This is a genomic window from Leyella lascolaii (assembly GCF_900079775.1).
GTDB lineage: Bacteria > Bacteroidota > Bacteroidia > Bacteroidales > Bacteroidaceae > Prevotella > Prevotella lascolaii.
The window spans coordinates 256,575-283,142 of the sequence record NZ_LT556036.1; the positions used below are offsets into that span (position 1 = coordinate 256,575).

Below are 26,568 nucleotides of genomic sequence, written 5' to 3' on the forward strand. Positions count from 1 at the left end.
TTATAGTTACAAATATAGACATAAATAGTAGTTTTCAGATTTCATTGAAAGCAACAAATTAAGAATTTTGATTGCTTTAATGATAGCTTGGCATGGTGAAAATTGGTATAATTTATTGGTCCAATCTTTATACTATATCTTTTATATCAGTTTCATCGTTCTTTCAATAAATGAGATTTCTTTATCAGTTAGGTAATATTTGGCATAGAGTTGTTGGTCTATTTCAGAAATAGATTTGCTCCAATCAATATCACTATTGTCTGAGAAATCTTGTATCGGAACAAATGAGTAAACATCACGACTTGCTCCTTGGTCTTGTTTGCGAATGCCTATCATAAATCGGACGAATTTTGTTTTCAAATACTTGTCACAATTAAGTGTTTCTTCATACGAATTGAAAGGATATATTTGCACAAATGTTTCAGTGCAAATTTCATAAGGATGCCCTATGATGGTCGTAACGATGTTATCTTCTATACGACCAGAACCAAAATTACGTGGAATGAAAATTTTGTAATCAATAATCCCATTGGTCTTGGGTAAAGGGTAATCTTTGGGAATATACCGTTTAACCCTATGTTGTTTCTCGTCTAATCCAAAGATAGTAACATCTCCATTTTGTTTTGTTTCCTTAATTTTAGGAAATCCATATTTTTCTGGAATCTTAAAAAAGTCTCCCCGTAAGCCATACGGTTTCATACTTGAAACAAGACTAGAAAATGTTTGAAAATGCAAAGACGCTACCTTTTGTTTTATATTGACCATACGTGAATCTCTGATGAAAATAGTTTCACCTTTCTCTTTTAAAAATCTTACGGAATGTATGTTTTCTGTTTCTGTATGAGTGAAAATGCTACATTCTCCATTCCATGTTCTATCCCATAAAAAATAACATATACCTCCTTTTATTTCGACATTCGGGAAGCACACTTTTCCATTTAAATAATCGTGCAATAAGGAAATTTGTTTATCACATAACATAGATTCTCTAAAATCATCGAGTCCTTTTCCTCCTGAATACCAACGAGCTGGCATAATCATTGATATATAAGTAGGACTTATTGCTTTTGCAATATCAACGAATTTATTATATATTGGAGTTGCACTGGCTTGTGCCCCTCCATCCATAACCTGATATGGCGGATTGCCTACTATTGCATTGAATTTCATATTGTCGTCATCATTAGCTTTCCAGAACGAGCGTCCCTTTGCCATCTTCTCTATGAAGTTCTGGGGCTTGTTCTTGATTTGGTTGATTAAATTCTCAAAGTAACGTGTGTTCACTTTCGCTTTGCGGAATCCTGCAAGCGTCCGTTTAGTAATATTTTTTGCCATCGGCGTCTTGCATACCACGAAAATGTTTTCGGCAACGGTCTTGTCCCACACCGCCTGCTGTTCTTCAAGCGTTTCGGCAGAAATGGTGCTGTCTTTCAGCCGGGAGCGGTAAATGCCATAAGCCATGTAAAGCGGATACAATCCCGACTTGGAATTGATTTCAAGGATGCGACTATTAGGAGTAAACACTTCTTCCGTCACCTTGCCGTGGGCAATAAAGCGCGGTTCGTTAAGAGTATTTTCGCAATCCTTGTCATAGAAGCAATAACCGCCTAAACAATCGCCCAAGTGCATATTCACCACGCGCCACGGGGTAAGTACTGTTTCCTTGTCGGGATTGCGGAACGTGCTGAATATGTCCGTGATGCGTCCGATGCGCTCCTCCACGCTCAGCTTGTCAGCCGCTTTCGCCATCGCACGGATACGCTTGCCTGCGGCGCGGAAGATGTCCGGGTCGTAGTATTTCTTGAAAGCGTTGAACTTCTGCTTGCTCACCCCTTTGGGCATGAACTCCTCCCATGAGCGCGGGTCTATCTTCTCTGCGAAGTTGTCAATGGTGATTTCCTCGTCCTCATCGTCCAGTTCCGCACCGTAGATGAGCAAGGGCATGCGGATGGAGATGCCACGGAGAATGGAGATAGCCGCCTCGCGGTTCTTCGTTTTCTTTTTCAGTTCCTCTAATTTGCGCTTCTCCTCCTCGGTCAGTTCCTTCTTGGATTTCTTCTCCAGCTTCTCCTTTTCCTCGTATTCTTCGCCTGTCAGCCCTTGGTTGTTGATATCCACCTGATTGGTCTTGGGCATAGCCTTGGTCTGACCGATGATTTTCTTCAGGTCGTCAAACTCCTTCAATTCCAAATCGTCCAGCTTCAATAACTCGTCATTGTATAGGCTGTTGTCCTCGAATCCGTTGCGCACCACACGCTCCACATAGACCTTCTTCAACTGCTCCAGCATACGCGGCACGTCAAACTTGTCCATGCGCGAGCCTTCGATGGAAATGACCGGGCAGAAGTTGAGGAAGTCGCCCATCGTCTTGCGGTCGTCCTGCGAGGTCTTGCCAACCTTGGCGGAAATCTTCGCAGTCTCGGCAAGCACTTTCAACGTGCGGTCGGGCGCAAAGTCTAACACGTAGCACTGCTCCTTCACCCGCCCGTTGATGGTGGCAGGTGTCTGCACGCGGAAGATGGTCTGCATATAGCTGGAAGCAGCCGTGTTGTATGAACCTGATAGCATGAACACGGCTGTCCACGCCGGAACGCTCACGCCCGTGGTCAGGCGTCCGCAGGACAGGGTGATGGTGCGTGTCGCGTCCGGGTCTTTTCCGATAGCCTCATTTACCATCTCAAGCGCACCACGGTTTTCCTCGTCCTCGTCGCCGTCACCTGCTACGTTTACGATGTGGAAATGCTGGAACACTGGATGTCGTTGCAACAATGTGCTCAATGCCCTTGCCTCCTTTACGCCAGGCACCATCCACAGCGTATGGCGGAACACATTGCGGTATTCCTCGCTGGCGAAAGGATAACAACTTTCCTTGTCCTCCTTGGTAAGCAGGTTGAGGAAAGCGGAAACGTCACGTTCATGGACAAAGTCGCCTTCCTTGTCCACACGAAAAAACTCGCGGAAATTGAAAGCCACGTCCTCATCGACAAACTCTTTCAGCAAACGTCCGAGGTCGTAAGTGTAGATGTTCATGGCTGGCAGTGTCGCATACGGGTTGGGGTCGCCGAAGTGGGTCTTGTCCCATTCCAGTTTGGCACGCTGCTCCATCACGTAGTCCCATGTGTAGATTTCGTTCTCCTTGAAATCGTCTAAGAGATTGAACGGCGTACCAGACAACCGTAAAACTTTTGTATCCTCTTTGACCAACTCAGCTATCACCGCCTTGCCAAGTTCGGTCTGCGTTCCCTCGTGCGCCTCGTCCACGATAACCAAGTCCCAAGGCGTGGCGAACACCTCATTGTTCTTGTCGAAGTTGCCGCCGACAAGTTCAGAGCCGCGCAAGTCCTGCATGGAGGCGAAATAGACATAATGCAGTCCGTCAGTCTTTGCCCTGCGCTCAAGGTTTTTGTGGCTTTCCCCGTTGTTCTTCGAGCCGTATGCGAAGTCGTTGCGGTCATAGAATATCTTTCCGAAGTCCTCAAACCATCCGCTGTCCACCACGGGGCGGTGGGTCAGGATGAGCGTCCGACGGAAATTCATGTCCTTGACCACCTGTAGGGCGGAAAGGGTCTTGCCGAAGCGCATCTTGGCGTTCCATAGCATCTGGTTGCCTTTCCTGAACTGCCTTTCCGTCTTCTCAATGGCTTTCCTTTGTTCGGGGCGGAACACGATGGGGCTGCGCCCGTGCGCCACCTCTGTCGGTGACAGGGATTCCTTGCCCTCCTTGACGGCTGCAATGGCACGTTTTACCACATCGAGCGTCGTTACAAACCACTCGTTAGCCTTGTTCTCCTTGTCAAACACCTTCCTCTTCACGCCAGAACGCTCCAGCACGGCATGTATCTCCTTGTCGTTGAACGAGCGCAAGCCGCCACGGTTGTACAGCGTCAGTTCGGTATGCAACAAGTCGTAGCGTATGCCTGCGGTCTGTGTATATTGGTTGATGCGCTTCCTTGCCGCCTCGTTCAGCGGCTTGCTGTTCGTTGCCAGTCCGATGACGCTCTCATCGTCACAGGTAGCCTCGCCTATCTTCAGGCAACCTTCGTGCTCGGCATCGTTGATGCGGAACACGTATACCAGCTTCAGTTTAAGGGAAGAAAAATATTTCATAGACATTCATTTTAGGAGGTCGATGTATCGGATTCGCTTGCCTTTATGCCCGGTCTGCGGGTCTTTGGCACGCCAGTCCTTTATGAGGCAGTAAGTGCCGTTGTGCCTGTAAATGTTGTCCGTCTTGCATCCCTCGCAAGGTGTGACGACTTTCGTATTCTCACCGAAAAGCGACATCTCTGTATGTACCTTGTCGTGGCAACTGTCCGGCACGACGCCTTTCAGCCCGTCCATCTGCCATACGTTCCAAGATATGATGTAGGCGATGTAGTTGACTGACTTCGCCAACGGGTCTTTGCCGAATTTGGTACGGTAGTATTCTATAAAGGAGGCAAGCATGGACTCGTGGGCAATGAGCAAACAGTCGCCCTGCCATTCGTAGGCATATATGTTCTTGTAGGCTTCCTGCGCGGCTTCCAACCATTCGCCGGAAGTTTCGGTGTTCTCGCTGACCACGCGCAGTTTGCGGTCAAGCAGTCCGATACGGTCGGTAAGTGGAATGACCGCGCCTGTGGTGGCGTCATAGCGGCAGACGATATAGGGCGCTTCGCCGCAGGTGATTTCAAGACGTGTGTCACGGACATAATCCTTCCATGTCTTTCCTTCGGGGAAAGAGATTCTTTCAGGATTCGTTTTCCAACCGTGTGTACCGTCCTCTGACGTGTATTCCGTATTGAACACGTCTTTCCTGCCGAACCACGCCTCGTCAATGAGGTTGTTCTGCGCGTTGCACACCCACGCAGGAGTGAACACCTCTGCCATGTCACGGACACGCGCCGACTGGGTGTCCTTGTGCTTCAGGACACGGGGCATGATGACCTGACCGTTGTCACCCGTAATGAGTTCGGGCAATATCGGGTCATGGTAGCCATACCCTTTGCCAAGGTGTTCATAGTTGGAAGTCGCCCAGAATATGTTGCACACGGCATCGCCCCTGCTCGTCGTATGGTCTTTTAGCAGAGTGGACAGCAATCCGGGGGAAACCTGCAAGATGCTGTTCTCCAATATGTCGGCTGTTTCAGGCATGTTGATACACTCATGTTAAAGTGTATCTCCTGTCGGGAGAGCATAATGTCTGATAATCAGGTTGTTTATTTATCACTTGTAAAACAACAGCCGTTTCAATGCTGCTTTAATGCTTGTCTGACGCATTTTTATGGAGTGCAAATTGCCCGTTTTTCACAAAAATGTGTAATTTTGCATTCGATAGTGTATCTCCCGACAGAAGCACCCCCCCCCCATTATTCCCAAACAACTTCCGATTACAAGTCTTTCAGAATAAGCAAGTTCGCTTTGTCTATCACCGAACCGTCCAATGACGCGAGGTATATGCGCGTGGTTTCCTCCGAATCGTGCCCCATGCCCTCGCTGATGACTGAAATGGGAATGTTCTTGCTCTTGGCGATACTTGCCCAAGAGTGCCTGCTCACGTACATGGTAAGCTGTGCGGCAATGCCACACAGCTGGGCAATCTCTTTCAGGTACTTGTTGATGCGGAACAGCGTGCTTTTGTATTGGCTGCGCAGTTTCTTGGAAGGCAGTTTCAGGATAGGGAGCAGGTAATCACCGGAACATCCTGCGGCATATTTCGCCACGGTTTCCTCCATGCAGCTTTCCCACCTGATGTGGAGTTGTTGTCCGGTCTTGTGTCTCCGGTAACTCAATATGCCGTTCTTCAAGTCCGACTTCTTCAAATAAGCCATGTCAATGAACGACATTCCACGGGTGTAAAACGAAAAGAGGAACATATCCCTTGCCTGTTCCCAATGCGGCTTTCCCGTCAGGTCAAGTTCCTTGATGCGCCGGATGTCCTTCAGGGATATGGCGCGTTTCACGGTCTTGTCCATTCCCGTATAGACATGCCTGAAGGGATGTTTCTGTACGGTCAACCCCTTTTCCACGGCACGGTTGTAGGTGGCGCGCAGGATACGCATATAGAAAGATATGGTATTCAGGGATGCGTCATTTGTTTTCAGCCATGCCTCGTATTCCATTATCAAGTCCTCATCCATATCGTCAAACTGTATATCCTTGTTCCGCCTGAAACGCATGAAACTGGACAAAGCAGACGCATAGGTTTCCGATGTGCGTTCCCTGCTCAGGCGTTTCAGTTGCCCGATGACGGAATCCATGAAATTGAAGAACGATTGCAGGCTTGTCTGTTTTCGATAACCGTCCACAATGGCATCTGCCGAACAGGCACCTTTGAGTGTCAGGTCGCGGATGATGTTCTCCAGCCGTAGTACGTCACGGCTGATGTGTTTCTGAATCATACGAAGGTGGTGCTTCCTGTCCGCATCAGCCCATGAAGGAATTGTTACGGACGATGTTCCGGCGTTCCACTCGCTTTCATGTACATGCAGGTCTGCCGTAATTTGGCGGACCGCGTGGTTGTGTATCACCTGATAATATATGCTGCCTTCCCTGCCGTCTGTGGCGGAAGGATGGAATTTCACTTTTACCGATGCCATTCACCTTACTTTTGGTTATTGTTATTCGTCATTTGTGTCACTTTCAACTTCTCCTGTATCAGACTGTCCGACAAGGTCTTTAATCCTTTGTCGTAGCCGTCAGCCTCTTGCCGTATCCATTCGATGGCTTCCTCGTTGCGGTGGATGTCGAACACGTCATTCAGCCAAAGGATATGCTTCGCATTACATCCTCCCCATGAACGGATGACACGGAACTTCAAGGCATCGTCCGCATACTGACGCTTGGATTTCCATAGCTCGATGTTTCCCCAGATGGAAAGGCTGCATACGATGCCCATGCCGACCAAAAGAGAAAACACTTTGCTTGACCGGATGTCAAAGCTATGGCGGTGGATATGTTCCTGTGGCTCGATATATCGTTCTTCCGAACTTCGGGCAAACATCTCTTTTAAATCACGTAACAGATGCAGAATCCTGTTCGATGCGTAAACCTCCGCTTCCGCAAATTTGGTCAGCATGGCTTTGGTCTGTGCCTGATGCTCTTTTGCGGAACTGTCAAACAGCTCCTTTACGGCTGTCAAATCCACCGCTGGAGGCAGTCCGCTTGCTTGGTCATTTGCTACTTTTGAAGCGTTCTCCAATTTCCCGTTGATACCTTTGAGGTCGTTCTTGATGCCCTCAAAGAGCGCATATACTTCGTTATTGTCCATATTTAGAATCTTATTTTACGTTGTTTCTTTTTCTTATTCCTGCGTTTTAATTCTTCCTCGAAACGGTTTTCCTCATCCAGTCCGTCCGTGTTGTCCGGTATGAAAAGACCTATCGAACCGCTGTATAAATCATCGCTGCCACTTGATTCAGGTTGAAACGAGGGCAGTTCTTCATGACGCGAGAGTGGTTGCATTTCCATTCGCTCTGTGCGCCTGTTACGTTCCAATGCAGCGTCTATTTTGGAATAGCTGAACCGCCTGTCAATCTTGGAACCGCTGAACGAATAGCCGTTCATGGTGAATACCACACCCTGCACCTCGCCAGACTTGCCTTTGTATTTGAACCGCATATCCACGCCTTGTTTCTCCAAATTAGCGGCTAATTGCCGCCAGTTGCCGCACCTTGAAACCTCCGATTTAAGGATGGAATAAAGCCCGTACTTGGTCTTGTCCGGCTCTTTCAGGCGGTGTTGTTTCACCTGTTCCTTGCCGCTGGCGAGATAAAGGCTGTACTTCCTTATAATCTCCTTGCAGATGCGTGCGCTGCGTATCCGCTCGTTGCGGTCACTGATTGTCCTGCCATTATTGGCGATTCGGTTGAACGCTATATGCACATGCGGATGCTCCTTGTCGAAGTGGCGCACGATGAGAACCTGCGTGTCGGTTATCCCCATTTCCTTCAGGTATTCCAACGCCATTCCAGCCATTGCGCGGTCGGTCAGGCGGTGTTCATCCTCCTTATGGAAAGCCAACGAGATGTGTCCGACGGGCTTCGTAACCTTTGGATTCATCCTTGATTGTGCCTCAAAGCTCATGGCTATCGTGTCCTTGTCCTCGGCAAACAGACCGTCACAGACAAGGATTTTAGTGTCCTTTTCCTTTTCAAGGATGTAGTTTACCACACCCTTGAAACTGCTTCCTTTTACGATTTTAGCTATCATATCCGGCTGTCATAAGAGGATTAAATTCAGCAGTTCTTCAATCCGTGCCACGAGTATGCGGCACTCCATCCTCACCGTGACGAAGCCCGCGGCGTTCGCCTTGTGCGCAAGTTGGTTCAGGTTGTTCGCCATGCCGCAGAGCTTGCGGACATAATCCGTATGTTCCGGCGTAAGCCGTTCCTTCACCTGCCCGTCCCTCATGCAACGGCGCAGGAACTCCCCGGCGGATATGCCCGCGCTCCGTGCCTTGCCTTTCAGCGTGTAGTAGTCCGATGTCGCCATCTTCACCGTTAGACGGTATTTCAGCTTGTCTGCCGCTCCTTTCTTGGGGCGGCCTCCCTTATTACTGTTGCCAGTTTTCCGTTTCTGTTCCATTGATTCCTAATGATTAAAGTGTGCATACATAATAGACCAACGGGATGTAGCTTCCACGGAGTTCATGAGTGGGAACAGGCGGTTTCGGTATGCCCGAAACACAAACTTGCTCCCCTCAAAACTTCGTTGGATAGGCTCAGGGTAACTCTGAATTGAACCCAGTCAATCCACTTCTTAATTCTCAGAGTTTACGCCATGCCTCGATGTCCTCCCCGTAGGTGGCAAGGTGCTGCCGGGCGATGTTCTCCACCAGTCCAGACACGCTAATCCGCCGTTCGCCGAACATACGAACGATGCGGTCAAGGGCATCACGCGTGCTTCTGCTTAGGAATATGGGCTTGCGGTCTTCGATGGACGGAACAGGGAGGAAGGCTTCCTTGTACTCCTCCAACGATGCCCGTCGCTGCTTGCCGCTGATGCGGCGTACCACCTGCGGAGTTCCGTCCGCCTGTTCCGATACGACTTCATCTGTTTTTTCCTGCACAGCCCCACTTGCCTGTTCCTGCGTGTCGGCAGGCTGTGGTTCGGGTTTCTGAGTTTCCATACTCGGCTTGTTGCCTAAAAAATCCTGCAATGCTGCATCCATACTTTGGCTGCTTAAATTCTTCTTCATACTTGTTTGAATTTAGTGTTTAACAATGTTGGTCATTGTGCGCGCATTTGACCGATTATCGGTTGCAAAGGAAACGCCTGTATTGCAGGCTGTCAAACAAATGGATTGGCTGTGGCAACAATGTACGGTTTTGCACTTTACACATTGCCGGAACGGTTCGTGCTGCATCGTTTTGCCATAGTGCAAGACTTGAACATTGGGATCTTTAAGGGCTTAATTGGAATGGTTGGAACAGATTTAAGGACATGGCTTGGCGTGAAACAGATGAAGTCCCTTTCAAGGAGTATATAGGAACCCGAAGAACGCCACAGGCTACCACACCGGCGCCAAATGCTGCCACGCAGGTGCAAAGCAGTCGGATTATGCCGGACTTAGCTTTTCTTTGCATCACGGATGCTTGGAACAGACGTTACGGGTTCGGCGGATAACGCCACTCCCGACCACCTGCTGCCACAAGCTGCCACCTCATTGCAATTCCATTGTTCCATGCGAACAACGGATTTACTTTACAGGCAAAATGAATTATTAACACTAAAATCAGTATAAGACATGGATGTAGTAATTATTTCGAAAGAAAAGTACGAAGAAATGGTCAGCAAGCTCAACCGCCTGTCCGACCGGGTGAATGAAATCCTTCGCAAGAGGGAAGGGAAACGGCTCAGCCGTTGGATGGATAACCAAGAGGTCTGCCAACAGTTGCGCATCAGTCCGCGAACCTTGCAGACGCTCCGCGACAACGGCACGCTGGCTTACTCGCAAATCGGACATAAGATTTTCTACAAGCCGGAGGACGTGCAGCGCATCGTCCGGCTCGTGGAGGACAGGCGTAAGGATGCAGCCTATCGTGGCTGTAGCATCTAATCAGACAATCGAAAGTACAACCACTAAATCCACTGTAAATTATGAACGACTTGATTCTTGCCGACTGTGAACTGGAGGTCGGCTTCATCGGACAACTGGATGCCTTGCTTGAAGGCATCGAAAGAATGGATGCGAGTCATAAGGCTTCGCCAAGTAACGAACAGTTCCTGACGGACAAGGAAGTGTCGGCATGGCTCAAGGTGAGCCGCCGCACCTTGCAGGACTACCGCAACAACGGGATGATTGCCTATTACCAGTTGGGCGGTAAAATCCTATACAAGGAATCGGACATCGAAAAGATGGTGATGAGCGGCTATCGGAACGCATACCGCTTGGGTACGTGATTAGACACATGCAAAAACAGAGAAAGCCGATGGTCGGGCAGTTCTCCTGCCGCCATCGGCTTTCTCTATACAAGAAGGTTGTTTCGCGTCATTCTAACACGTGCATCGTGGATAGGTATCGGATAGCGAAAAGAACAAATGGATGGAATTTCCTCTATTGAAAGAACAGAGTTTGTCCATGATGAACCGCCGGAAAGCCATACATTCCTTAGTGCGTAGTTTGAAGGCTATAGCTATTATCATTTCAAGACTATACACATCGTAGTTTATCCCGTTGTCTTGCCGGATGTACCGCTTCGTTTCGCTTTCCAACAATTCGCCATTCTTGTATATGGCATGGACAACCTTGCGGATGTCACAGCCGAACACATTGAACGCGTCGGACATTTCCTGCTGCGTCATCCAAACGGGAGCGGTCGGCATAGTGACCACCCCGTTTTCAGTGATTGTGATTATTCCTCTTTCCATACTTGCATCATTTTTCATTGTCTAAATTACGTTTACATTCCTTTTTCCAACCGCTGTAATTGCCGCACTTGAATACACGTGAGGGCATCCCGTCATCAGGCAGGGAGAACTTGCCCTTAGTGGTTTCGGACAATACAGCCAAGTCACGGCTCACCTTCTGGTTGGTGATTTCCGCATAGATTTGCGTGGTGCGGATGGAGGAATGTCCCATCATCTTGCTGATGCTTTCTATCGGCACGCCGTTGTTCAGGCAAATCAGGGTTGCGAAGGAGTGACGGCTTTGATAGTAGGTAAGGTGGCAGTCCAAGCCACATTGTTCGGCTATCATTTTCAGGCTGCGGTTGAGGTTTCCGGTGATTGGCACATAAAACAGTTTGCCGTCCTTGCCTTCCCCGCGATACTTCTCAATGATGCGCAAGGGTATGTCCAACAATTTGATATGGCACTCCGCCTTGGTCTTCTGACGTGCGATGTGAATCCACTTGCTACCATCTTCCTTCGTGACGATGTTGTCCTCCGTCAAATTCGCCAAATCCGCCCTCCCGAGTCCGTGAAAGTCGAAAAGACGAACAGGTCCCTCGTGTGGCAAAGCCTGTATGTGGGCAGCTTGGCTTTCAACAGCTTCTCAAACTGTTCGCCTGTCAGGTAGCGGTGGTTCACCGGAACCTTCTCTATCTTGTGTCCCGCGAAAGGGTCGCGTTTGAGGATATGCTTCTTCAAGGCGAGCCGCGTCATCTTGTGCAGCAGGATGAGGTAGTCGTTATATGCCGACACTTTCAATCTCAGCACGGTGGAAAGGTAAAACGTGAAGTCAGTCATGAAGCGCATGGTCAGCGAGCGCAACGGAATGTCCTCCATGTTGTACTTGTACTTCATGAAATTGTGGATGTGCTTGCGTGTGGTCAGATAGCGGACATAGCTGTGCCATGTCCTGTCGATGCCAACACGTTTGGCGTATTCCTCATTATGTTCGTCCATCAGTGCAAGCAGGGTTTCCTTCACCTGCGACTTGCCCGTCACGGCGTTCTTGATGATTTCAGCAGAAACGAAACCGTAACTGTCCACATTCTCCTTGTAGGCGGCACGGGCTTTGGCTTCCAGTGCGGACAGGGTATCGTTCAGCCTGACCAGCTCCTTTTTCTTCTCGCTGTCAAAGCTTTCCTTGCGCCCGTCAGTGGAAGCCCTGCCCGTGTCGGCATCCCAATACGCAGGCTCGACTTCCACCCCTGTGGAATACTGGCTGACCTTGCCGTCAAGGGTAATACGTCCCATGACAGGACATTTGCCGTTCTTCTTCACCTTCTGTCGGTTGATGTAAAATAATAGTTTGAACGTGCTGCGCATGGCTTATCCCTCCATCATTTGTTTGACAATAGCCCTTTGTTTCCAACTTGGATTGACCTTGCGTCGGGTGTTGTCCTTGCGCATCGTGGAAGGGGATGCATCAATCCCGAACAAGGAAAACTTGCCGCCGATGGCTTCATTCAGCCTGTCCACATCACGGTCAATCTTGTCCTGCGTGACTTTCGCGTACCGTTGTGTGGTCTTTATATGCTTGTGCCCCATGATTTTGCTTACCATTTCGATAGGTATGCCTTGTGAAAGACATATTATGCTGCCGAATGTATGACGTGCCTGATGAAATGAAATCGGACGGTTGATGCCGCACATCACCGACATCTTTTTGAGGTGGCGGTTCATGCTCTCTTTCGTAAGCATGGGCAGCAGTTTCCCGTTTGCATCCATGCCCCTATATTTCTCCAAGATGGCGAGCGGTATCTCCATCAGCCTTACACATTCGGGCGTTCTGGTCTTCTGCCGTTCGGTATGAATCCACAGGCTTCCGTCCTCGGCTTTTACAAGGTTCTTCTCCGTCAAGGCCCTCATGTCGCAGTAACAAATGACCGTCCAACACGAGAACAGGAACATGTCCCTCGTGAAATTGCGGTTGGGCGTATCGTAGGTCATATTTGCAAACTTGCCCAGTTCCTCTTCCGTAAGGTACATCTGCTTGAACTCCGGCTTTTGCGGTCTGTAGCCTTTGAACGGGCTGAACGGGATAATGCCACGGAACACGGCAAGCATCATCACGCTTTTCAGGCGGTTTACATGTCCGAGTATGGTCTTGGGCATAAACCGCTTGACGGTGCGCATGTACATGTCGAAATCCTCGATGAAATTCTCGTCCATCTGTTTGACAGGCATGTCGGAAAGATGATACTTGTCTTTCAGGAAGGTGGCGAGGTGGGGGTAAGTGTTCGTGTAATGGTAATAGCTGGTTGCGGAACGGTTTACGCCCACGCGCAAGGCATAGTCGCTGTTGTGCTCCTAAAACAGCTTCATGATGGTGTCCTGAGATTCCGCCAGTCCTTGGTAGGCGTTCTTCACTTCCTCAGCCGAAACAACCTCCTTGATGTCTTTCAGTTCATTGAAACGCTGGCGCAACAGCAACAGCGTGCGTTCAATCTCCCGGTTTGCCATGACCGCCATCCGGCTCTTGCCCGTACACCGTTGGGCAGTGGCGTTCCACAGCCTTACATCCACCTTGAACTTGCATGAGAACTGTGCGATAGAATTGTTCTTTCCCCTGACGGCTATCCTGCCCATGAGGGGCGACCGTCCGTCCTTGTCCTGTCCGCTGCGCTTGATGTAGAGCAGCACTTTCATTTCTGTCTTCATTGCCATAACTTTTTTGGTTGCAATATTAGTGATACATTGCCGACTGACAGAATTGGAAACGGGGCAGAACGGCGCAAACGGAACGGACGCTGTTAAATCTGCGGATTTGAAGCCCCTGCCGCACGTATAATGCTTGTCTACAAGCATTAGGAACGCTGTTTTTCAGGCTTCAGGCAGGTTGCGGAACAGGTAATGACTTGGTAGCGGAAACCTTGCATTATCCTGCCTTCCCTTGCTGTTTGGCTGTAATGGCAGACAACTGCAAAATGTTGTTTTACAACGTATTGCGCTTGATTCTCTTTGTTCCTATCTCCCTTGCTTTGATGCTTCTTTCTTCGTTCACCGGTCTGGCGTATGTGGACATCATGTTGCTCCATCCGCACCATATCGGCAGGACGGCGGACGGCAGGCGTTACATCCGCATCAACCGGAAGAAGACCAACGTGGAGGCGTTCATCCCCTTGCACCCGATAGCGGAACAGTTACTCGACCTCTACAACACCACGGACGACACCAGGCCCGTGTTCCCGCTTACAAGCCGTGACGAGATGTGGTTCGAGATACATGGACTGGGCGTGGCGATAGGGCGGAAGGAAAACTTGTCCTACCATCAAAGCAGACACTCCTTCGGAACTTTTTTGATTTCGGAGGGAATACCAATAGAGAGCATCGCCAAGATGATGGGGCACTCCGGCATAAAAACCACTCAACGGTATGCGGAAGTAACGGACAAGAAGATTTCAAAGGACATGGACAATCTGATGGCTTTCAGACGTGCCTACGGAACAGGTGCGTCAAGGGAAAAGAAAACAAAGGACATCTTAACGGATAAGGAGGAATGACAATGGAACGTGGAATTATCACAATCACTGAAAACGGAACGGTCACGATGCCGACTGTTCCCGTCTGGATGACACAACAGGAAATGTCCGATGCGTTCAATGTATTCGGATGCGACATCCGCAGGGCTGTACATGCCATTTACATCTACAAGAATATGGAACTGTTTGAAAGCGATACCATGCGCTACATCAGGCAAGACAACGGGATAAGCTACGATGTGTACAGCCTTGAAATGGTGATTACCATCGCCTTCCGACTGCGGACTAAGGAATGTATGGCTTTCAGGCGGTTTGTCATGGGCAGGCTGACCATGAACAACAGACAGCCTGTCAACATTTTCTTTTCGCTCTCCCCATATAATGGCCGGAGAGTGAACAATTAGAAAAGGTGAAAAGAAAAGAGCCGACAACGGGCAGGGAAAATAAATCCTCCGTTGTCGGCTTCTTCTTATTATAGGATGGCAGATTATGTACCGACACGCCTGAACGCCTCCCGGTAATTGGCGGCAAGCATCCTCTCAATGTCCGATTCTTTGTACAGGATTTTGCCGCCCAGCTGGTAATAGGACACCACCCCGTTGTTTCGGTAGTCCTGCAAGGTACGGCGGCTCACTTTCAGCCGTTCCGAAACCTCCCTGTCCGTCAGGAAGCGTTCGCCGCCCAATGTCGGACGGCTGTTTGCCACAAAGTTCTCGATGCCGTCCAGAAGACGGTCAAGCGTGTCGCCGAATTGGGCGACCAGCGCATGGTTCTTGGTTATCATTTCACTCATTGTCACGTTGGATTTAGTGGTAAGACAATAATAATCAGACGGTTCTGACCGTCCGTTTGCCCTCAATTAGTTTTACGATGCTCAGCACATCCTCCGGCTTGTAAAACACCTTGTGGTTAATCTGCGAATAGGCCAGCGTGCCGTTGTCGCGTAGCGTCTGCAACGTGCGCGGACTGATGTTCAACTGCTGGCAGACTTCCTGGTTGTCCATCCAGCGGTTTAATGACTTGCCGCCCTGCTTGGCAAGTAGGGCATCCACACGTTCCGTGAAACGGCTGAACTTCGCCGCCATTTCCTCGAATGCCTCTTTCTGAATAATCAAAATTTCCATTGTCGATACTGCTTTTAATGTTGATACTTGGTTTTTGCCTGCAAAGTAAATCGGTATTCTCAGTAATGAGATGGATATGCGATTAGGTGGCAGCTTGTGGCATTTTGCTGTCCCAATCTTTCATACTCTGGGAATATCGTTTTGCATGGCAACGCAAAGTAAAGACAAGGTTGGCAAAAGCCAATCACCTTGTGCATGCGTGGAAGCATTTGGCACCGATATGGAAGCCTGTGGCGTTATTATATGAAGTGACACTGCAAAATGGTTGCAAAAGCTAAATTGTAAATAAAGCTATTTCATTCGTGACCTTATCCTGCTTAAACTTGTCTGCGTAATGCCAAGATACGAGGCTATGCTGCCCAATGGCAGCCGTTGCAAGAGTTCCGGATCCATCTCAACCAGTTGCCTGTAACGCTCTGAGGCGATAGCTGAGAGCATGGAGATTAATCGTTGTTCAGTCTCCAAAAGTTCCATTTCCGCATACCGTCGTCCCCAATTAGCAATATGCAAATCTTCCAAAAACAATTCCTGCAATTTCTTCCTTTTCAAGACATACAGAACAGAATCCTCCATCAGTTCCATTGTCTCATACCCAGCCTCGTCGTTTACATATCCTTTCATAGAAACAATGGTAGCACCTTCCTTGCCTATCCAAAACGTAATTTCTTTTCCGTCAACATAAGTAAAAGCCCTGACAATACCCTGTTTAATGAAAAATATATCTTTCTCTACCTTGTTTATTTCCAATATATGAAATCCTTTAGGCAATGTAATCTCTGACATACAACGATGCAATTTGTCTAAAGACTTTTCAGGCAGAGGGTATCTTAAACTTAAAATCTGTTCCAGTTTCATACTCCATCAACACTTATCATCCTGCGAAGGTAACAAAAAGATGCGTCATAAATCAGGAAGCATGTCTCTTTTTGTCAAATGCGAAATCATTTTTTGCCAAATGTAAAAAGGTTTAGTGTAAGATGTACCTACTTTTGCATCAAACTTTAACACGGAATAATATGGAACATGATTTTTTGGAGATTATTAAGACGCGACGCAGTTGTCGTAAATTTCAGGACAGACAAATTTCTCGCGTGGAATTGGATGCCGTACTTGAAGCAGGAACTTACGCACCTTCAGCAGGAGGGCGCCAAAGTGCGTTTATCGTAGCTGTGCAGAATAAAGAGCAGTGCAAAAAACTGGCTGCAATGAATGCGGCAGTAATTGGATCCAAATCAAATCCTTTTTACGATGCTCCCACTTATGTATTGGTTTTTGCTCCCTCAAATGCTCATACTGCTATCGAGGATGGAACTTGTGTGCTTGAAAATATGATGCTTGCAGCTCATGCCTTGAACTTGGGAAGCTGTTGGATTCATAGAGAGAAAGAAATGTTCATCACGGATGAAGGGAAAGAGATGATAAGGTCATGGGAGCTGCCTGACGGACTGATGGGCATCGGTGCTTTGGCGTTGGGCTATCCTGATGGCAAACCAGCGCCTGCCGTCACACGAAAAGAAGGGTATTACCGTATAATTAGATAAAAATGTCACACGATTTACTTAAGGCGATTTTTTATGAATTGGATTATCTTATTATTGGCCGGACTCTTTGAAGTAAGCCTGACTTTTTGTTTGGGGAAGACTCGGACCGCATCCGGTTTTGAGTTCTATCTTTGGGGCGGAGGTTTTCTTGTCTCCACAATATTAAGCATGACACTGCTTGCCAAGGCCGTACAAACGTTGTCGTTAGGCACAGCTTATGCCATTTGGACGGGTATCGGGGCGGTAGGTACGGTCCTGATAGGCATTTTTGTCTTTAAGGAGCCGGCCACACCTATACGGCTTTTCTTCTTGTTCACGCTGATAGCGTCTTTGATAGGTTTGAAGATTGTTTCTTACTGAAAGGGGAATACATGAAATATGAATTGAAAGCCAACCAGGGTATTCCGGCTTCATTGCTGGTCATGCTTTCCATTGCAACCGGATTTTCAGTCGCCAACTGTTACTATAACCAGCCCTTGTTGGGCAGTATAGCCACAGATTTTAAAATAAATGATTTATCCGCCAATGCGGTAGCGACCTTAACGCAAGTCGGCTATATGCTTGGTCTGCTGTTTGTCATTCCATTGGGAGACCTGCTTTCACGCCGTAAGTTGATATTAACCAACTACGTTCTTGCAGCCTGCTCTCTGCTGGCGATTGGTACGGCACAGGACATCCGTATCGTATGGGTGGCATCGCTGATAACCGGAGCGACGTCTGTCATGCCTCAGTTCTTCATACCGCTTGTGTCTTATCATTCAGCCCCAAGCCATAAGACGCGCAATGTAGGCATCATGCAGTCCTGTCTGTTGGTGGGAATTTTGGGCTCACGGATACTGAGTGGACTGATTGCCAATGCCTGGGGGTGGCGCATGGTGTATTTCATAGCGGCCGGACTGATGACGTATTGCTGGTTGATGATGTACAAAGTGCTTCCCGCATTGCCCGCACAGGCAAAAGAAACATACGGAAGGCTGATGAAGTCTCTATGGCATATTCTGCGGAAATATCCATACCTGCGCATTGCTTCCGCTCGGGCGGCATTGGCTTATGGCGCTTTCTTTGCCTTATGGAGTTGCCTTGCCTTCAAGATGAAGCAAGCCCCTTTTTTTGCCGGAGATGATATCATAGGGGCATTGGGATTTTGCGGATTGGCAGGAGCTGCTACTGTGGTATTCATCAGTAAATATATTTCTGTTTATGGAGCCAGACGTTTTTCTCTCATGGGTGGAGCCGTTATGCTGGTGGCTTGGCTGACAGCATGGTGGGGCGGCGACAGCTACGCAGGCATTATCATTGCCATTCTTCTGATTGATGCGGGAATGCAGAGCATTCATCTTGCCAATCAAACCAGTGTAGTAACGCTTGACGCTGAAGCCATCAACCGTGTAAACACGCTTTACATGACCATTTATTTTCTTGGCGGTTCTGTGGGAACGTTTGTAGCCGGCATCTGCTGGGAGCATTTTCAATGGACGGGAACAGCCATAGCGGGACTGACTTTCATTGCCTTGTCCTTGCTGGTCAGTTTTACATTTAAGGAAAGTAAGATATGAGCTCCAAACATCATATCCTATTTGACTTGGACGGCACGCTGACCGACTCATTCAAAGGTATAGTCCACAGTGTGCAATATGCCTTATCTCGCTATGGCATCGTTGAAAACGATTTGCATAAGTTAACCCCGTTCATTGGACCGCCATTGACCTATTCGTTCAGAGAATTTTATCATTTCTCCGATGCACAGGCGGACGAGGCGGTAAGATATTACTGTGAATATTTTTCCGAGAAAGGTTGGTGCGAGAACACAGCCTATCCCGGTATCCCGGAGATGTTGAAGACATTGTGTGAAGCAGGCAAGCATCTTTATGTGGCAACCTCCAAGCCCACGGAATTCGCCGTACGGATATTGGAACATTTTGGATTATCCGTTTTTTTCGATTATATTGGAGGAGCTTCTTTCGATCGTTCACGGGAAAGTAAGGTCGAAGTAATGCGTTATTTATGTCATCTGGCAAACATTACCGATATGGACAGTGCCATAATGGTGGGTGACCGCAAGTTCGATGTATCAGGTGCCCATGCTATCGGAATGGAATGTGTTGGTGTTCTCTATGGCTATGGCTCAGAAGCAGAATTATCATCGGTTCATGCTGACAGGCTGGTTTCTTCAGTAACAGAACTTACGTATGAACTTCTTGCCAAAGTGTAGCTATTTACATAAATTTACAGATTGTTATTAAGTGTTACAATTTAAAATTCTTGCAGGCTACGTTATCATGATGGCGGTCATCGGCAGCATGGCCGCCATTTTGGTGCATGAGCGCAAACGCATCAGGGAGATAGAAGCCGGCACGGAAACCATCCGGCAGGTGCGCCGTGACATAAGTGAGGCCCACCGTTGTATCACCCGGCTTGCCCTGTTGGGCGAGGGCGTCGTCGGCTGGGACGAAACGGACTACCGCCATTACCATGCCCAGCTCCTGAGCACCGACAGCCTGCTGCAAGCCATGAAACCGCTCTGCCGCGAATACGTGCGCCCGGCACAGATAGACACGCTCCGCTCCCTCCTGACGGACAAGGAAACCCATCTGCGGCACATCATGGAGGTGATGGAGCGGCAGGACGAGGCAAACAGCCTGCTGGTGAACCACCTGCCCGAAGTAGCCCGACGGGCTACACGTGTCCGCACCGTGAGGAAGAAGAAAAGCGGGCTGGCAGGCTTCTTCGGCGGCAAGAAGACCGTACAGGTGCTGCCATCCGCCGGGGAACTCCACGCCTTCAGCGACAGCCTGACCGCCCTGCAAAGGAAACAGGCGGCGGAGATGGAAGCATACGCCGACAGCCTGCGCATCCGCAACCGGACGCTGAACAGGGAACTGGGGCGGCTGATACGCGACCTCGACACGCAGGCACAGGCCGCATTCGACGCACGAGAACAGGACATATCGGAGGCGCAGGCACTGTCCGTTAGGCTGCTGACCGCCACCATCTCCGCCGCCATCGTACTGCTGTTCTTCTCCGGTCTTGCCATCCACTGGGAAATCAGGCGTAACGACCACGAACGGAAACAGCGTGAGCAACTCATCGGAAAGTTGCAGGAGAGCAATAACGCAAATGAAAAGCTAATCAAGTTGCGGCGCAACCTCATCCAAAACGTCACCCACGAACTGCGCACCCCGCTGACCGCCATCGGCGGCAACGCCGAACTGCTGCTGGACGACACGGAGGCTGACAGCCGCATACGCCATGCACACGCCATCCATGATGCCGCTGGACGCATGGCAGGGATGATAAACAGCCTGCTGGTGTATTTCCGTCTGGACCGCGACAAGGAAACACCCGTCATAAAGCCGTTCAAACTATGCTCCATTGCCGGAACATTGGAAACGGAGTTCGGGCTATTAGCAGCAAGCAAACATCTTGCCTTCACAGTGAAAAACCATGCGAACGAGATAGTGGGTGGTGACAAAAACCGCATCCTGAGTATCGGGAGCAACCTGCTCTCCAACGCCATCAAATTTACCAAAAACGGAAGTGTCACATTGACAACCGAATATACCAGCGGCATATTTACCTTGTCAGTGTCAGACACAGGCACGGGCATGACAAAGGAACAGCAACTGCGGATATTCGTCCCGTTCGAGCGGCTGGGCAACTCCGTGACGGAAGACGGTTTCGGGCTTGGGCTTGCCATCGTCAGCGACACGGTGAAACTGTTGAATGGAAGCATCACAGTGGAGAGCGAACCGGGCAAAGGAAGCCGCTTCAGCGTAAGTCTGCCACTGCCCAAAGCGGAGGAAACAACGGCCACCGAAAAGACAACTGTTAAGCATTCCACGCTTTCCGGCTGCTCCGTGCTGGCGATAGACAACAACGGGATGCTGCTGGACATGATGAAGGAAATGTACAGGCAAAGCGGCGTGAAGTGCGACACCTGCCAAAGAGTGGATGAACTTACAGACCGTATGCGCACAAAGGACTACGACCTGCTGGTAACCGACCTGAAGATGCCGGAGGTGAACGGCTACGGGGTGCTGGAACTGCTGCGCACGTCGGAAATCGGCAACTCGCAGACCATCCCCGTAGTGGCAGCCACCGCCGCAGGCTATGTGGAAGAAAAGGAACTGACAGAAAAATGATTTGCCGCCGTGCTGTACAAGCCTTATTCCATAGACGAACTGCTTGCAGTCACGGAACGCTGCATCAAGCCAAAGGGCACAAGCAATATAGACCTGTCGCCCCTGCTCGCTTTCGGCGACAAGCGGCGCACGCTGGAAAAGCTGGCGACCACGACACAATCCGACATGGATGAAGTGCGCAAGGCTGCGGAAGCCGGGGACATGGAGGCGTTGGACAGCTGGATACACCACCTCAGAAGCTCGTGGATGCTGATAAAGGCGGAACAGCCGTTGGCGGTATTGTATGACACAATCCACAAGGGAAAAATATCAGATAACGAAGTAAAGGCAGCCGTTGACGCCGTACTGGCACAAGGCAAACTGATTGTAGATTTGGCGAGAAAGGAGGCGGAACGATGGGACGGATAATCGTGATAGAGGACAATCCCGTATTCGCCGGTTATGTGTGCGGACTGCTGGAGAGCAAGGGATTCCAAAGCGTCAGCACCTCCACCTGCAACGGGGCAAGGAAACTGTTTTCCAAGATGCGGGAGGACGACATCGTGCTTGCCGACCTGCGACTGCCCGACGGAGACGGCATCGCCCTGCTGGAAGAACTGCGGAGACAGGGCATGAACAATCCCTACATCGTCATGACCGACTACGACGAAGTGCCCACCGCCGTCCGGTCGATGAAGTCGGGCGCGGAAGATTACATCCCGAAGCCGCTGATTGAAGCCAACCTTTTCCCGCTCCTGAAAATCTTGCAGAAAAGGACGGAGCGGCACGACGCACCGATTTACGAGCGGCAGAGCGCGACTTTCCGTGAGATAGACCGCAGGATAAGGCTGGTCGCCCCAACCAACATGAACGTATTGATATTAGGCGAAAGCGGAACAGGAAAGGAACACATTGCCGGGAAGATACACGCGAGGAGCAAACGGGCAGGCAAACCATTCGTGGCGGTGGACTGCGGCCTGCTTTCAAAGGAGCTTGCCGCCTCCGCCCTGTTCGGACATGAGAAAGGGGCGTTCACAGGAGCCGAAAGCAAGAAACAAGGTTTCTGGGAGGAAGCCGCCGGAGGCACGTTGTTCCTTGACGAGATAGGCAACCTGCCCATAGAAGTGCAGCAGATGCTGCTCCGTGCGTTGGAATCCAAAATGTACAGACCCACGGGCGGCAGCAAGGACAAACGGGCTGATGTGCGCATCATCGCCGCCACCAACGAAAATTTGCAGGTTGCCATAACTGAAAAGCGTTTCCGGGCTGACCTCTACCAACGGCTGAAAGAATACACCCTGCACATACCGCCGCTGCGCGAGTGCAAGGAGGACATCATACCGCTTGCGGAGTTCTTCCTACAACTTGCCAACGAGGAATTTGAAAAGCAAGTAAAAGGCTTTGACGCGGAGGTAAGAAAACGACTGCTTGCCTATACGTGGGGCGGCAACGTGAGAGAGCTGAAACGGGTCGTGCATTTGGCGGTGCTGCATACCGAGGGCGATACGGTCACGGCGGACATGTTGGAATTCGATGAAATGCCGCTGACGTCTGACGCTTCACTGGAAATGGACGATATGGAAAAGAAACAGATTATCCGTGCGCTGGAACAGGCGAAAGGCAACCGCAAATTGGCTGCGGCATTGCTCGGCATCGGACGTACCACGCTGTACAACAAGACAAGATTATACGGCATAAAGTACAAGAAATAGACCAAGAACACCACAAGGTTAGAACAGGTTGCCCGACTTCGGAGAGGCAACCCGGCGACAAGGCTTTCGGAGTAACCCGAAAGGTTTCGAGTAACTCGAAACATACCTTGCTGCTGCCACTTTTCGGCAGTAACCGAAAAGCCTTCGGGTAACTCGAAGAAGCTCAAACAACCAAGTAAAGTTATTGATAATAAGATATATACATGTGATTTCTGTTTTGAAGGGGCGAAAATAGGGGCGAAAGCATGCCTAAATCTGCATTTTATTTTGAAAAGAACGCTTGTGTATGACAAACTGGCATACCATATATTTCTTACCTTTGGAGGTTTCGGCAATACCATACTTTTGGATTATATTGGATTGCCCCTTTGCCCTTTCATAATACGAATGCCCGCTATGCCCCATTCCTTTCGTTTAGAGGCTTGTTTATGGCGTGGTGCGGCTTCTTATACCCTGTAATGAGAAACACCCGAAAATAAGCCTAAAATCATCGCTTGGCTTATGCGCTTTCTGACAAACGCTTTCTAAGGGTTCGTTACACTCACCCTTAGAAATGCGTATTGCGCTTTTTGCAATCACAAGAATACACTTTTATCAAACAAAGCAGTATTTTCTTTGCATCAATATATTGTCAGTATTATTATTGCTATTCCATACATTCTGTTTCGTTTATCCTTTATACAGGAATAAACAAGGTATATTATAGTAGTTACTTTTTCCTCTTATTATTATGTCCGTTCACTCCCCACAAGTTACGAAACAGAAAAGGTATGTCCATTTCCTCTTGCCTGCTTTTCAATATCAGGTGTCTTGCCACATCTTTTTTCAATGAACTGAATCCGTATTCCTCATGCGAGGCATATTTCTGTGCCACGCCATAGACTTCCTTTTTCGCCCGACTTCGTGCAGATTTTAGCCCTTTAGCGGTCTTGGACTTGCAAAGACTCAGATATTCCTCCAAAAAACACTTAAATCCCCGATACTCAATTCCTGTCGCAATTGCATATTCGTTTTTTGTCATGCGCTGCATATCAAATTTGATGGATGAAGAAAGGAAAAGATTGCTTATCTGCCACGTTCAAAATTCATAAAGGGTTGAAAAATTGATGATTAAATCACCAACCGTTTCAATATGTCCCATTTGATGGCTTTTGAACGAGTTATGGTCATACAGTTTAAACTCTATACGCAGAAAATGGTAACCTTTATCCTGCATTGCCTGCATAGCTTTTTCCTTGTGTTTTCCCCCTTTTGCTCCAATTTCTATCAACTTGTCATAAACAATCAATTTCTTGGATATTCCGAAGAAATAGACGGTTTCATTCTTTATATTATTACTTTTTTTTATGTTTCCATAGCCTGCAATCCTGGGGATTATCTGCGTCGGGGGGATTTTTACACGCACATTCTGTCCTATCTCACATTGGCTTATTCTCGCCCTGCCAAGTTCGGACATGGGGATAGATAAGTCTTTCGCCAGACATTCCATCGCTTTAATAAATGCGGAATAGGTCAAATCAAGCAACGTCCATTTATTGTAATACCACTTTCTTATGCTGCAACATATTGTCACGCTTTGGGTTTCTCTGTTCTGATAAACAAATAAAGAACTTGGATTTAATTTGCTATGGCTGGGCAATAAATACATACTTCCGTATTTGCCTTCGCCGATATACCGACACTTGTCAAAGTTCCCAGTAAATCCATCAAGCCTGAGCTTTATATTATCAGTCATTTGCTTTATTCTTTAGATTGTTGTAATATTCCTCTATGTCCTGCCTTCTGAACAAAACACTTTTTCTCCCCTTTTCCTTGACGCAAGGAAAACCGTCATAAGTCCTCATCCTGTATAAAGTGGAAGCGGAAATTTTAAGCATACTGCAAACATCCTTTGAAGTAAGCAGGTCTGATTGGACTTTTTCTTCCTTTGGTGCTTTCTTGCCCTCCTTTACTGCATATTCGGTTATTTGACGTTGTACCTCAAACAATTTTTCCGTCATTTTCAAAATGACTCTCATATAGGATTTCTGTCTTTTAAGCAGCTCTTGAATTTCTATGACTTCTTTTACCATGATATTTTTGTTTTATAAATTCAATGCAAATATAATCACAAAATCGAAAAACAACAAAAAAGAGGAATATCTTTTTTGGTATTCCTCAAAAAGGCGTTCTCTTGCCTGTGTTAAATAATCACATCTTTTGCCTTACCACGGATATTCATTTTCGTTCGCATTATGCGTATTCTTTCGGTAAGAATTGGCATCTTCGTTTTGCGGGTAAATTTGTTCTTCTCTTTTCATATCCTCCAAGACTTTACGGGTCAATTCTTCGTCTTTCTTCTTTTCTACGGATATGATTATTGAAAGCGTGACAATAATCGTTGTTGGTATCAGAAATACAGCCCATAAGACTTTCGACAACGTATCACTTTCCTTGTACTCTCCTTGATTGATAGTCCGTGAGCAAGCCAAGAATAATAGTCCGAAGATACCATAGAAGCATGATAGGAAAAACCAATTCCAAGCATTCCTGCCACGTCTCGTAGCCAATACAGCGGAAAGTATAGCCCACAACAGATTAAACACTGCGAACAGCAGCCAAACCAATGTCAGACTTAAACCGCCCAAACCTAATAACGCTAAAATACCTTTAATAACTTCCATATTCCATGAATTATAAATTTCTATTTACTTTTCTGGGTTTCCGTCCACTTGCTTATGTGATACCAACCTTTTAGTTTATTATTCTGTATAGTGGTATCACAGTGAAAAACATTCTTGCTACGTAGATATTCCCATTCATCATCACTTAATTCCGTACGATTCCAATCCGCTTCCTCTGGGTTGAAGTAGTCGTTCAGGTCAACCTTTACATACGATGTGCTTTTTATCACTCTTTTGGTTTCGTAAAAGTAAGTATTACTAATAACAATGGAATCATGCATTTTCCCATTCTTGAAATATGAGCTTTTATAATAGCTTTGATGTGGCCCTGAAATCAAACCTGACGGATTATTCTTTGATTTAGATGCTTTTATTGAGTGTGTTTTTGCTGTTGCTTTTTCCTCTTTCTGCATTTTCTGATGTATATAATCATCATATTTCTTTGGCTCAACAATACCGTTCCAAATAGGTGAATTATCCTCAAAAACAAACTTTGCTTTTATTCGTGGCGGTGTTTTATCCAAGTCCTTTATCTGGCTATCATGAACATAACTGAATTCAAGTGTTTTTAATAAACCGCTATCCCAAGCCGCATCAGTCTTGGAATGTAGTATTTTACTGCCTTCATCCACAATCTCATCGTCTATTATAAACTGGTATTTACGGAAATGTCATTATTGATAGGTTGTCCTGATATGTTTCGGAATTTGAGCTCTATTTGGGGGTGCCAATAAGCTACAAGAAACCAATCCCATTTTGCATCAATGTCAACAGATACAATTTCTACAAAGTCAGAAATCTTTTTAGGTTTAGATGGTTGTTGGCAACCAAATAAAATCATACTGAGCACAGCAAGGACAAAAAGGTTTGCTGTAGATATACATAACAGTTTCTTTTTCATTGTTTGGCGATTTCTACAAGTTCCCTTACGGCAGCGAAAAGGAAGTGAAATTTTGATTTGCAAAGAAGCGGGCTGTCGTCCACTTCTCGTAAGGTATCGCCAAACACCTGCACACAAATAGACGAACAACCCGCCTATGGCGAGCTATCCGTACC

30 protein-coding genes and 1 pseudogene are annotated in these 26,568 nt (G+C 47.9%); 11 read left to right on the forward strand and 20 right to left on the reverse strand.

Features of this window, described 5'->3' with window-relative positions; translation table 11 throughout:
* Window positions 1-141: 141 nt before the first annotated feature.
* From BN4609_RS04235 to BN4609_RS04265, 7 genes are all read right to left on the reverse strand, one after another.
* Window positions 142-4,107 carry an Eco57I restriction-modification methylase domain-containing protein gene (locus BN4609_RS04235; protein ID WP_068855634.1) on the reverse strand — a complete coding sequence of 1,322 codons (3,966 nt, stop codon included), beginning with the start codon at window positions 4,105-4,107 and terminating at the stop codon, window positions 142-144.
* Window positions 4,108-4,113: 6 nt separating this feature from the next.
* Window positions 4,114-5,133: a restriction endonuclease subunit M gene (locus BN4609_RS04240; RefSeq protein WP_068855411.1), complete on the reverse strand. Its 1,020-nt coding sequence runs from the start codon at window positions 5,131-5,133 to the stop codon at window positions 4,114-4,116.
* Between the two features lie 236 nt (window positions 5,134-5,369).
* Window positions 5,370-6,578, reverse strand: coding sequence for a site-specific integrase (locus BN4609_RS04245; protein WP_068855412.1), 1,209 nt, complete (start codon window positions 6,576-6,578; stop codon window positions 5,370-5,372).
* Between the two features lie 5 nt (window positions 6,579-6,583).
* The gene (locus BN4609_RS04250) at window positions 6,584-7,249 is read right to left on the reverse strand and encodes a hypothetical protein (protein WP_068855413.1); all 666 of its coding nucleotides are present in this window, start codon (window positions 7,247-7,249) and stop codon (window positions 6,584-6,586) included.
* 2 nt (window positions 7,250-7,251) lie between these two features.
* Entirely contained in the window at window positions 7,252-8,190 is a 939-nt protein-coding gene (locus BN4609_RS04255; RefSeq protein WP_068855414.1) for a relaxase/mobilization nuclease domain-containing protein, read from the reverse strand.
* Between the two features lie 9 nt (window positions 8,191-8,199).
* A complete protein-coding gene (locus BN4609_RS04260) occupies window positions 8,200-8,565 on the reverse strand; it encodes a plasmid mobilization protein (protein ID WP_068855415.1) in 366 nt (121 codons plus the stop codon).
* Window positions 8,566-8,746: 181 nt separating this feature from the next.
* On the reverse strand, window positions 8,747-9,178 hold the full coding sequence (locus BN4609_RS04265; protein ID WP_068855416.1) for a DUF3408 domain-containing protein: 432 nt from the start codon (window positions 9,176-9,178) through the stop codon (window positions 8,747-8,749).
* A 549-nt stretch (window positions 9,179-9,727) separates the two neighbouring features.
* Between BN4609_RS04265 and BN4609_RS04270 the strand changes: the two genes are divergently transcribed.
* Complete coding sequence (locus tag BN4609_RS04270; RefSeq protein WP_068855417.1) at window positions 9,728-10,039, forward strand: helix-turn-helix domain-containing protein; 312 nt, start codon at window positions 9,728-9,730, stop codon at window positions 10,037-10,039.
* Window positions 10,040-10,080: 41 nt separating this feature from the next.
* Window positions 10,081-10,383: a helix-turn-helix domain-containing protein gene (locus tag BN4609_RS04275; protein ID WP_068855418.1), complete on the forward strand. Its 303-nt coding sequence runs from the start codon at window positions 10,081-10,083 to the stop codon at window positions 10,381-10,383.
* Between the two features lie 93 nt (window positions 10,384-10,476).
* On the opposite strand, the gene BN4609_RS04280 is transcribed toward BN4609_RS04275, so the two are convergent.
* The 5 genes from BN4609_RS04280 to BN4609_RS16905 are packed head-to-tail and all read right to left on the reverse strand — an operon-like array spanning window position 10,477 to window position 13,530.
* Window positions 10,477-10,851 (reverse strand): virulence RhuM family protein, encoded by a 375-nt coding sequence (locus BN4609_RS04280; protein WP_068855635.1) that lies wholly within the window; start codon window positions 10,849-10,851, stop codon window positions 10,477-10,479.
* Between the two features lie 7 nt (window positions 10,852-10,858).
* Window positions 10,859-11,383, reverse strand: coding sequence for a site-specific integrase (locus tag BN4609_RS16895; protein ID WP_241033188.1), 525 nt, complete (start codon window positions 11,381-11,383; stop codon window positions 10,859-10,861).
* Window positions 11,371-12,195 (reverse strand): phage integrase SAM-like domain and Arm DNA-binding domain-containing protein, encoded by an 825-nt coding sequence (locus BN4609_RS16900; protein ID WP_241033189.1) that lies wholly within the window; start codon window positions 12,193-12,195, stop codon window positions 11,371-11,373. Before BN4609_RS16900 ends, BN4609_RS16895 begins: the two co-directional genes overlap by 13 nt.
* A 3-nt stretch (window positions 12,196-12,198) precedes the next feature.
* Window positions 12,199-13,152: a site-specific integrase gene (locus tag BN4609_RS04290; RefSeq protein WP_241033190.1), complete on the reverse strand. Its 954-nt coding sequence runs from the start codon at window positions 13,150-13,152 to the stop codon at window positions 12,199-12,201.
* 27 nt (window positions 13,153-13,179) lie between these two features.
* Window positions 13,180-13,530, reverse strand: coding sequence for an Arm DNA-binding domain-containing protein (locus tag BN4609_RS16905; RefSeq protein WP_241033191.1), 351 nt, complete (start codon window positions 13,528-13,530; stop codon window positions 13,180-13,182).
* Between the two features lie 326 nt (window positions 13,531-13,856).
* Between BN4609_RS16905 and BN4609_RS04295 the strand changes: the two are divergent.
* Window positions 13,857-14,372 (forward strand): annotated as a pseudogene (locus tag BN4609_RS04295) (site-specific integrase); the annotation flags it as partial.
* Window positions 14,373-14,374: 2 nt separating this feature from the next.
* Window positions 14,375-14,755, forward strand: coding sequence for a virulence RhuM family protein (locus BN4609_RS04300; RefSeq protein WP_068855636.1), 381 nt, complete (start codon window positions 14,375-14,377; stop codon window positions 14,753-14,755).
* Window positions 14,756-14,838: 83 nt separating this feature from the next.
* Here BN4609_RS04300 and BN4609_RS04305 read toward each other — a convergent pair whose 3' ends face one another.
* From BN4609_RS04305 to BN4609_RS04315, 3 genes are all read right to left on the reverse strand, one after another.
* Entirely contained in the window at window positions 14,839-15,144 is a 306-nt protein-coding gene (locus BN4609_RS04305) for a helix-turn-helix domain-containing protein (RefSeq protein ID WP_068855419.1), read from the reverse strand.
* A 34-nt stretch (window positions 15,145-15,178) separates the two neighbouring features.
* Complete coding sequence (locus BN4609_RS04310) at window positions 15,179-15,475, reverse strand: helix-turn-helix domain-containing protein (RefSeq protein WP_068855420.1); 297 nt, start codon at window positions 15,473-15,475, stop codon at window positions 15,179-15,181.
* Window positions 15,476-15,766: 291 nt separating this feature from the next.
* Complete coding sequence (locus BN4609_RS04315) at window positions 15,767-16,330, reverse strand: Crp/Fnr family transcriptional regulator (protein ID WP_068855421.1); 564 nt, start codon at window positions 16,328-16,330, stop codon at window positions 15,767-15,769.
* Window positions 16,331-16,491: 161 nt separating this feature from the next.
* Between BN4609_RS04315 and BN4609_RS04320 the strand changes: the two genes are divergently transcribed.
* Genes BN4609_RS04320 through BN4609_RS04345 form a run of 7 tightly spaced genes read left to right on the forward strand, consistent with a single transcriptional unit; the run spans window position 16,492 to window position 22,849 of the window.
* Complete coding sequence (locus BN4609_RS04320) at window positions 16,492-17,016, forward strand: nitroreductase family protein (protein WP_068855637.1); 525 nt, start codon at window positions 16,492-16,494, stop codon at window positions 17,014-17,016.
* 33 nt (window positions 17,017-17,049) lie between these two features.
* Complete coding sequence (locus BN4609_RS04325; RefSeq protein WP_068855422.1) at window positions 17,050-17,376, forward strand: DMT family transporter; 327 nt, start codon at window positions 17,050-17,052, stop codon at window positions 17,374-17,376.
* Window positions 17,377-17,387: 11 nt separating this feature from the next.
* Window positions 17,388-18,572, forward strand: a complete 1,185-nt coding sequence (locus BN4609_RS04330; RefSeq protein ID WP_068855423.1) for an MFS transporter — start codon at window positions 17,388-17,390, stop codon at window positions 18,570-18,572.
* The gene (locus BN4609_RS04335) at window positions 18,569-19,228 is read left to right on the forward strand and encodes an HAD hydrolase-like protein (protein WP_068855424.1); all 660 of its coding nucleotides are present in this window, start codon (window positions 18,569-18,571) and stop codon (window positions 19,226-19,228) included. The genes BN4609_RS04330 and BN4609_RS04335 overlap by 4 nt, the downstream gene beginning before the upstream one ends.
* 31 nt (window positions 19,229-19,259) lie before the next feature.
* Window positions 19,260-21,158: a hybrid sensor histidine kinase/response regulator gene (locus BN4609_RS04340; RefSeq protein ID WP_241033192.1), complete on the forward strand. Its 1,899-nt coding sequence runs from the start codon at window positions 19,260-19,262 to the stop codon at window positions 21,156-21,158.
* Window positions 21,159-21,167: 9 nt separating this feature from the next.
* Complete coding sequence (locus BN4609_RS16910) at window positions 21,168-21,566, forward strand: hypothetical protein (protein ID WP_241033193.1); 399 nt, start codon at window positions 21,168-21,170, stop codon at window positions 21,564-21,566.
* Window positions 21,554-22,849: a sigma-54-dependent transcriptional regulator gene (locus BN4609_RS04345; RefSeq protein WP_068855425.1), complete on the forward strand. Its 1,296-nt coding sequence runs from the start codon at window positions 21,554-21,556 to the stop codon at window positions 22,847-22,849. Before BN4609_RS16910 ends, BN4609_RS04345 begins: the two co-directional genes overlap by 13 nt.
* 1,078 nt (window positions 22,850-23,927) lie before the next feature.
* Here the strand turns inward: BN4609_RS04345 and BN4609_RS04355 are convergent.
* The 5 genes from BN4609_RS04355 to BN4609_RS04375 all read right to left on the reverse strand — a co-directional run bounded on the left by BN4609_RS04355 (window position 23,928) and on the right by BN4609_RS04375 (window position 26,413).
* Window positions 23,928-24,584, reverse strand: a complete 657-nt coding sequence (locus tag BN4609_RS04355) for a hypothetical protein (RefSeq protein WP_068855427.1) — start codon at window positions 24,582-24,584, stop codon at window positions 23,928-23,930.
* The gene (locus BN4609_RS04360; RefSeq protein ID WP_068855428.1) at window positions 24,577-24,921 is read right to left on the reverse strand and encodes a helix-turn-helix transcriptional regulator; all 345 of its coding nucleotides are present in this window, start codon (window positions 24,919-24,921) and stop codon (window positions 24,577-24,579) included. The genes BN4609_RS04355 and BN4609_RS04360 overlap by 8 nt, the downstream gene beginning before the upstream one ends.
* Window positions 24,922-25,053: 132 nt before the next feature.
* Window positions 25,054-25,512: a hypothetical protein gene (locus BN4609_RS16725; protein ID WP_068855429.1), complete on the reverse strand. Its 459-nt coding sequence runs from the start codon at window positions 25,510-25,512 to the stop codon at window positions 25,054-25,056.
* Window positions 25,513-25,532: 20 nt separating this feature from the next.
* A complete protein-coding gene (locus BN4609_RS04370) occupies window positions 25,533-26,144 on the reverse strand; it encodes a hypothetical protein (protein ID WP_068855430.1) in 612 nt (203 codons plus the stop codon).
* A gap of 14 nt (window positions 26,145-26,158) precedes the next feature.
* On the reverse strand, window positions 26,159-26,413 hold the full coding sequence (locus BN4609_RS04375; RefSeq protein ID WP_068855431.1) for a hypothetical protein: 255 nt from the start codon (window positions 26,411-26,413) through the stop codon (window positions 26,159-26,161).
* Window positions 26,414-26,568: the final 155 nt, after the last annotated feature.

What these genes read in the sequence shown, in the direction of transcription:
- BN4609_RS16900 (WP_241033189.1), bottom strand. Translation starts at nt 12,195, where the DNA reads ATGCGCAGCACGTTCAAACTATTATTTTACATCAACCGACAGAAGGTG.
- BN4609_RS04320 (WP_068855637.1), top strand. Translation starts at nt 16,492, where the DNA reads ATGGAACATGATTTTTTGGAGATTATTAAGACGCGACGCAGTTGTCGT.
- BN4609_RS04235 (WP_068855634.1), bottom strand. Translation starts at nt 4,107, where the DNA reads ATGAAATATTTTTCTTCCCTTAAACTGAAGCTGGTATACGTGTTCCGC.
- BN4609_RS04375 (WP_068855431.1), bottom strand. Translation starts at nt 26,413, where the DNA reads ATGAAAAAGAAACTGTTATGTATATCTACAGCAAACCTTTTTGTCCTT.
- BN4609_RS04330 (WP_068855423.1), top strand. Translation starts at nt 17,388, where the DNA reads ATGAAATATGAATTGAAAGCCAACCAGGGTATTCCGGCTTCATTGCTG.
- BN4609_RS04315 (WP_068855421.1), bottom strand. Translation starts at nt 16,330, where the DNA reads ATGAAACTGGAACAGATTTTAAGTTTAAGATACCCTCTGCCTGAAAAG.
- BN4609_RS04305 (WP_068855419.1), bottom strand. Translation starts at nt 15,144, where the DNA reads ATGAGTGAAATGATAACCAAGAACCATGCGCTGGTCGCCCAATTCGGC.
- BN4609_RS04310 (WP_068855420.1), bottom strand. Translation starts at nt 15,475, where the DNA reads ATGGAAATTTTGATTATTCAGAAAGAGGCATTCGAGGAAATGGCGGCG.
- BN4609_RS04345 (WP_068855425.1), top strand. Translation starts at nt 21,554, where the DNA reads ATGGGACGGATAATCGTGATAGAGGACAATCCCGTATTCGCCGGTTAT.
- BN4609_RS04255 (WP_068855414.1), bottom strand. Translation starts at nt 8,190, where the DNA reads ATGATAGCTAAAATCGTAAAAGGAAGCAGTTTCAAGGGTGTGGTAAAC.
- BN4609_RS04325 (WP_068855422.1), top strand. Translation starts at nt 17,050, where the DNA reads ATGAATTGGATTATCTTATTATTGGCCGGACTCTTTGAAGTAAGCCTG.
- BN4609_RS04270 (WP_068855417.1), top strand. Translation starts at nt 9,728, where the DNA reads ATGGATGTAGTAATTATTTCGAAAGAAAAGTACGAAGAAATGGTCAGC.
- BN4609_RS16725 (WP_068855429.1), bottom strand. Translation starts at nt 25,512, where the DNA reads ATGGAAGTTATTAAAGGTATTTTAGCGTTATTAGGTTTGGGCGGTTTA.
- BN4609_RS04240 (WP_068855411.1), bottom strand. Translation starts at nt 5,133, where the DNA reads ATGCCTGAAACAGCCGACATATTGGAGAACAGCATCTTGCAGGTTTCC.
- BN4609_RS04280 (WP_068855635.1), bottom strand. Translation starts at nt 10,851, where the DNA reads ATGGAAAGAGGAATAATCACAATCACTGAAAACGGGGTGGTCACTATG.
- BN4609_RS04245 (WP_068855412.1), bottom strand. Translation starts at nt 6,578, where the DNA reads ATGGCATCGGTAAAAGTGAAATTCCATCCTTCCGCCACAGACGGCAGG.
- BN4609_RS04260 (WP_068855415.1), bottom strand. Translation starts at nt 8,565, where the DNA reads ATGGAACAGAAACGGAAAACTGGCAACAGTAATAAGGGAGGCCGCCCC.
- BN4609_RS04265 (WP_068855416.1), bottom strand. Translation starts at nt 9,178, where the DNA reads ATGAAGAAGAATTTAAGCAGCCAAAGTATGGATGCAGCATTGCAGGAT.
- BN4609_RS04335 (WP_068855424.1), top strand. Translation starts at nt 18,569, where the DNA reads ATGAGCTCCAAACATCATATCCTATTTGACTTGGACGGCACGCTGACC.
- BN4609_RS04275 (WP_068855418.1), top strand. Translation starts at nt 10,081, where the DNA reads ATGAACGACTTGATTCTTGCCGACTGTGAACTGGAGGTCGGCTTCATC.
- BN4609_RS04360 (WP_068855428.1), bottom strand. Translation starts at nt 24,921, where the DNA reads ATGGTAAAAGAAGTCATAGAAATTCAAGAGCTGCTTAAAAGACAGAAA.
- BN4609_RS04250 (WP_068855413.1), bottom strand. Translation starts at nt 7,249, where the DNA reads ATGGACAATAACGAAGTATATGCGCTCTTTGAGGGCATCAAGAACGAC.
- BN4609_RS16905 (WP_241033191.1), bottom strand. Translation starts at nt 13,530, where the DNA reads ATGAAGACAGAAATGAAAGTGCTGCTCTACATCAAGCGCAGCGGACAG.
- BN4609_RS04300 (WP_068855636.1), top strand. Translation starts at nt 14,375, where the DNA reads ATGGAACGTGGAATTATCACAATCACTGAAAACGGAACGGTCACGATG.
- BN4609_RS04355 (WP_068855427.1), bottom strand. Translation starts at nt 24,584, where the DNA reads ATGACTGATAATATAAAGCTCAGGCTTGATGGATTTACTGGGAACTTT.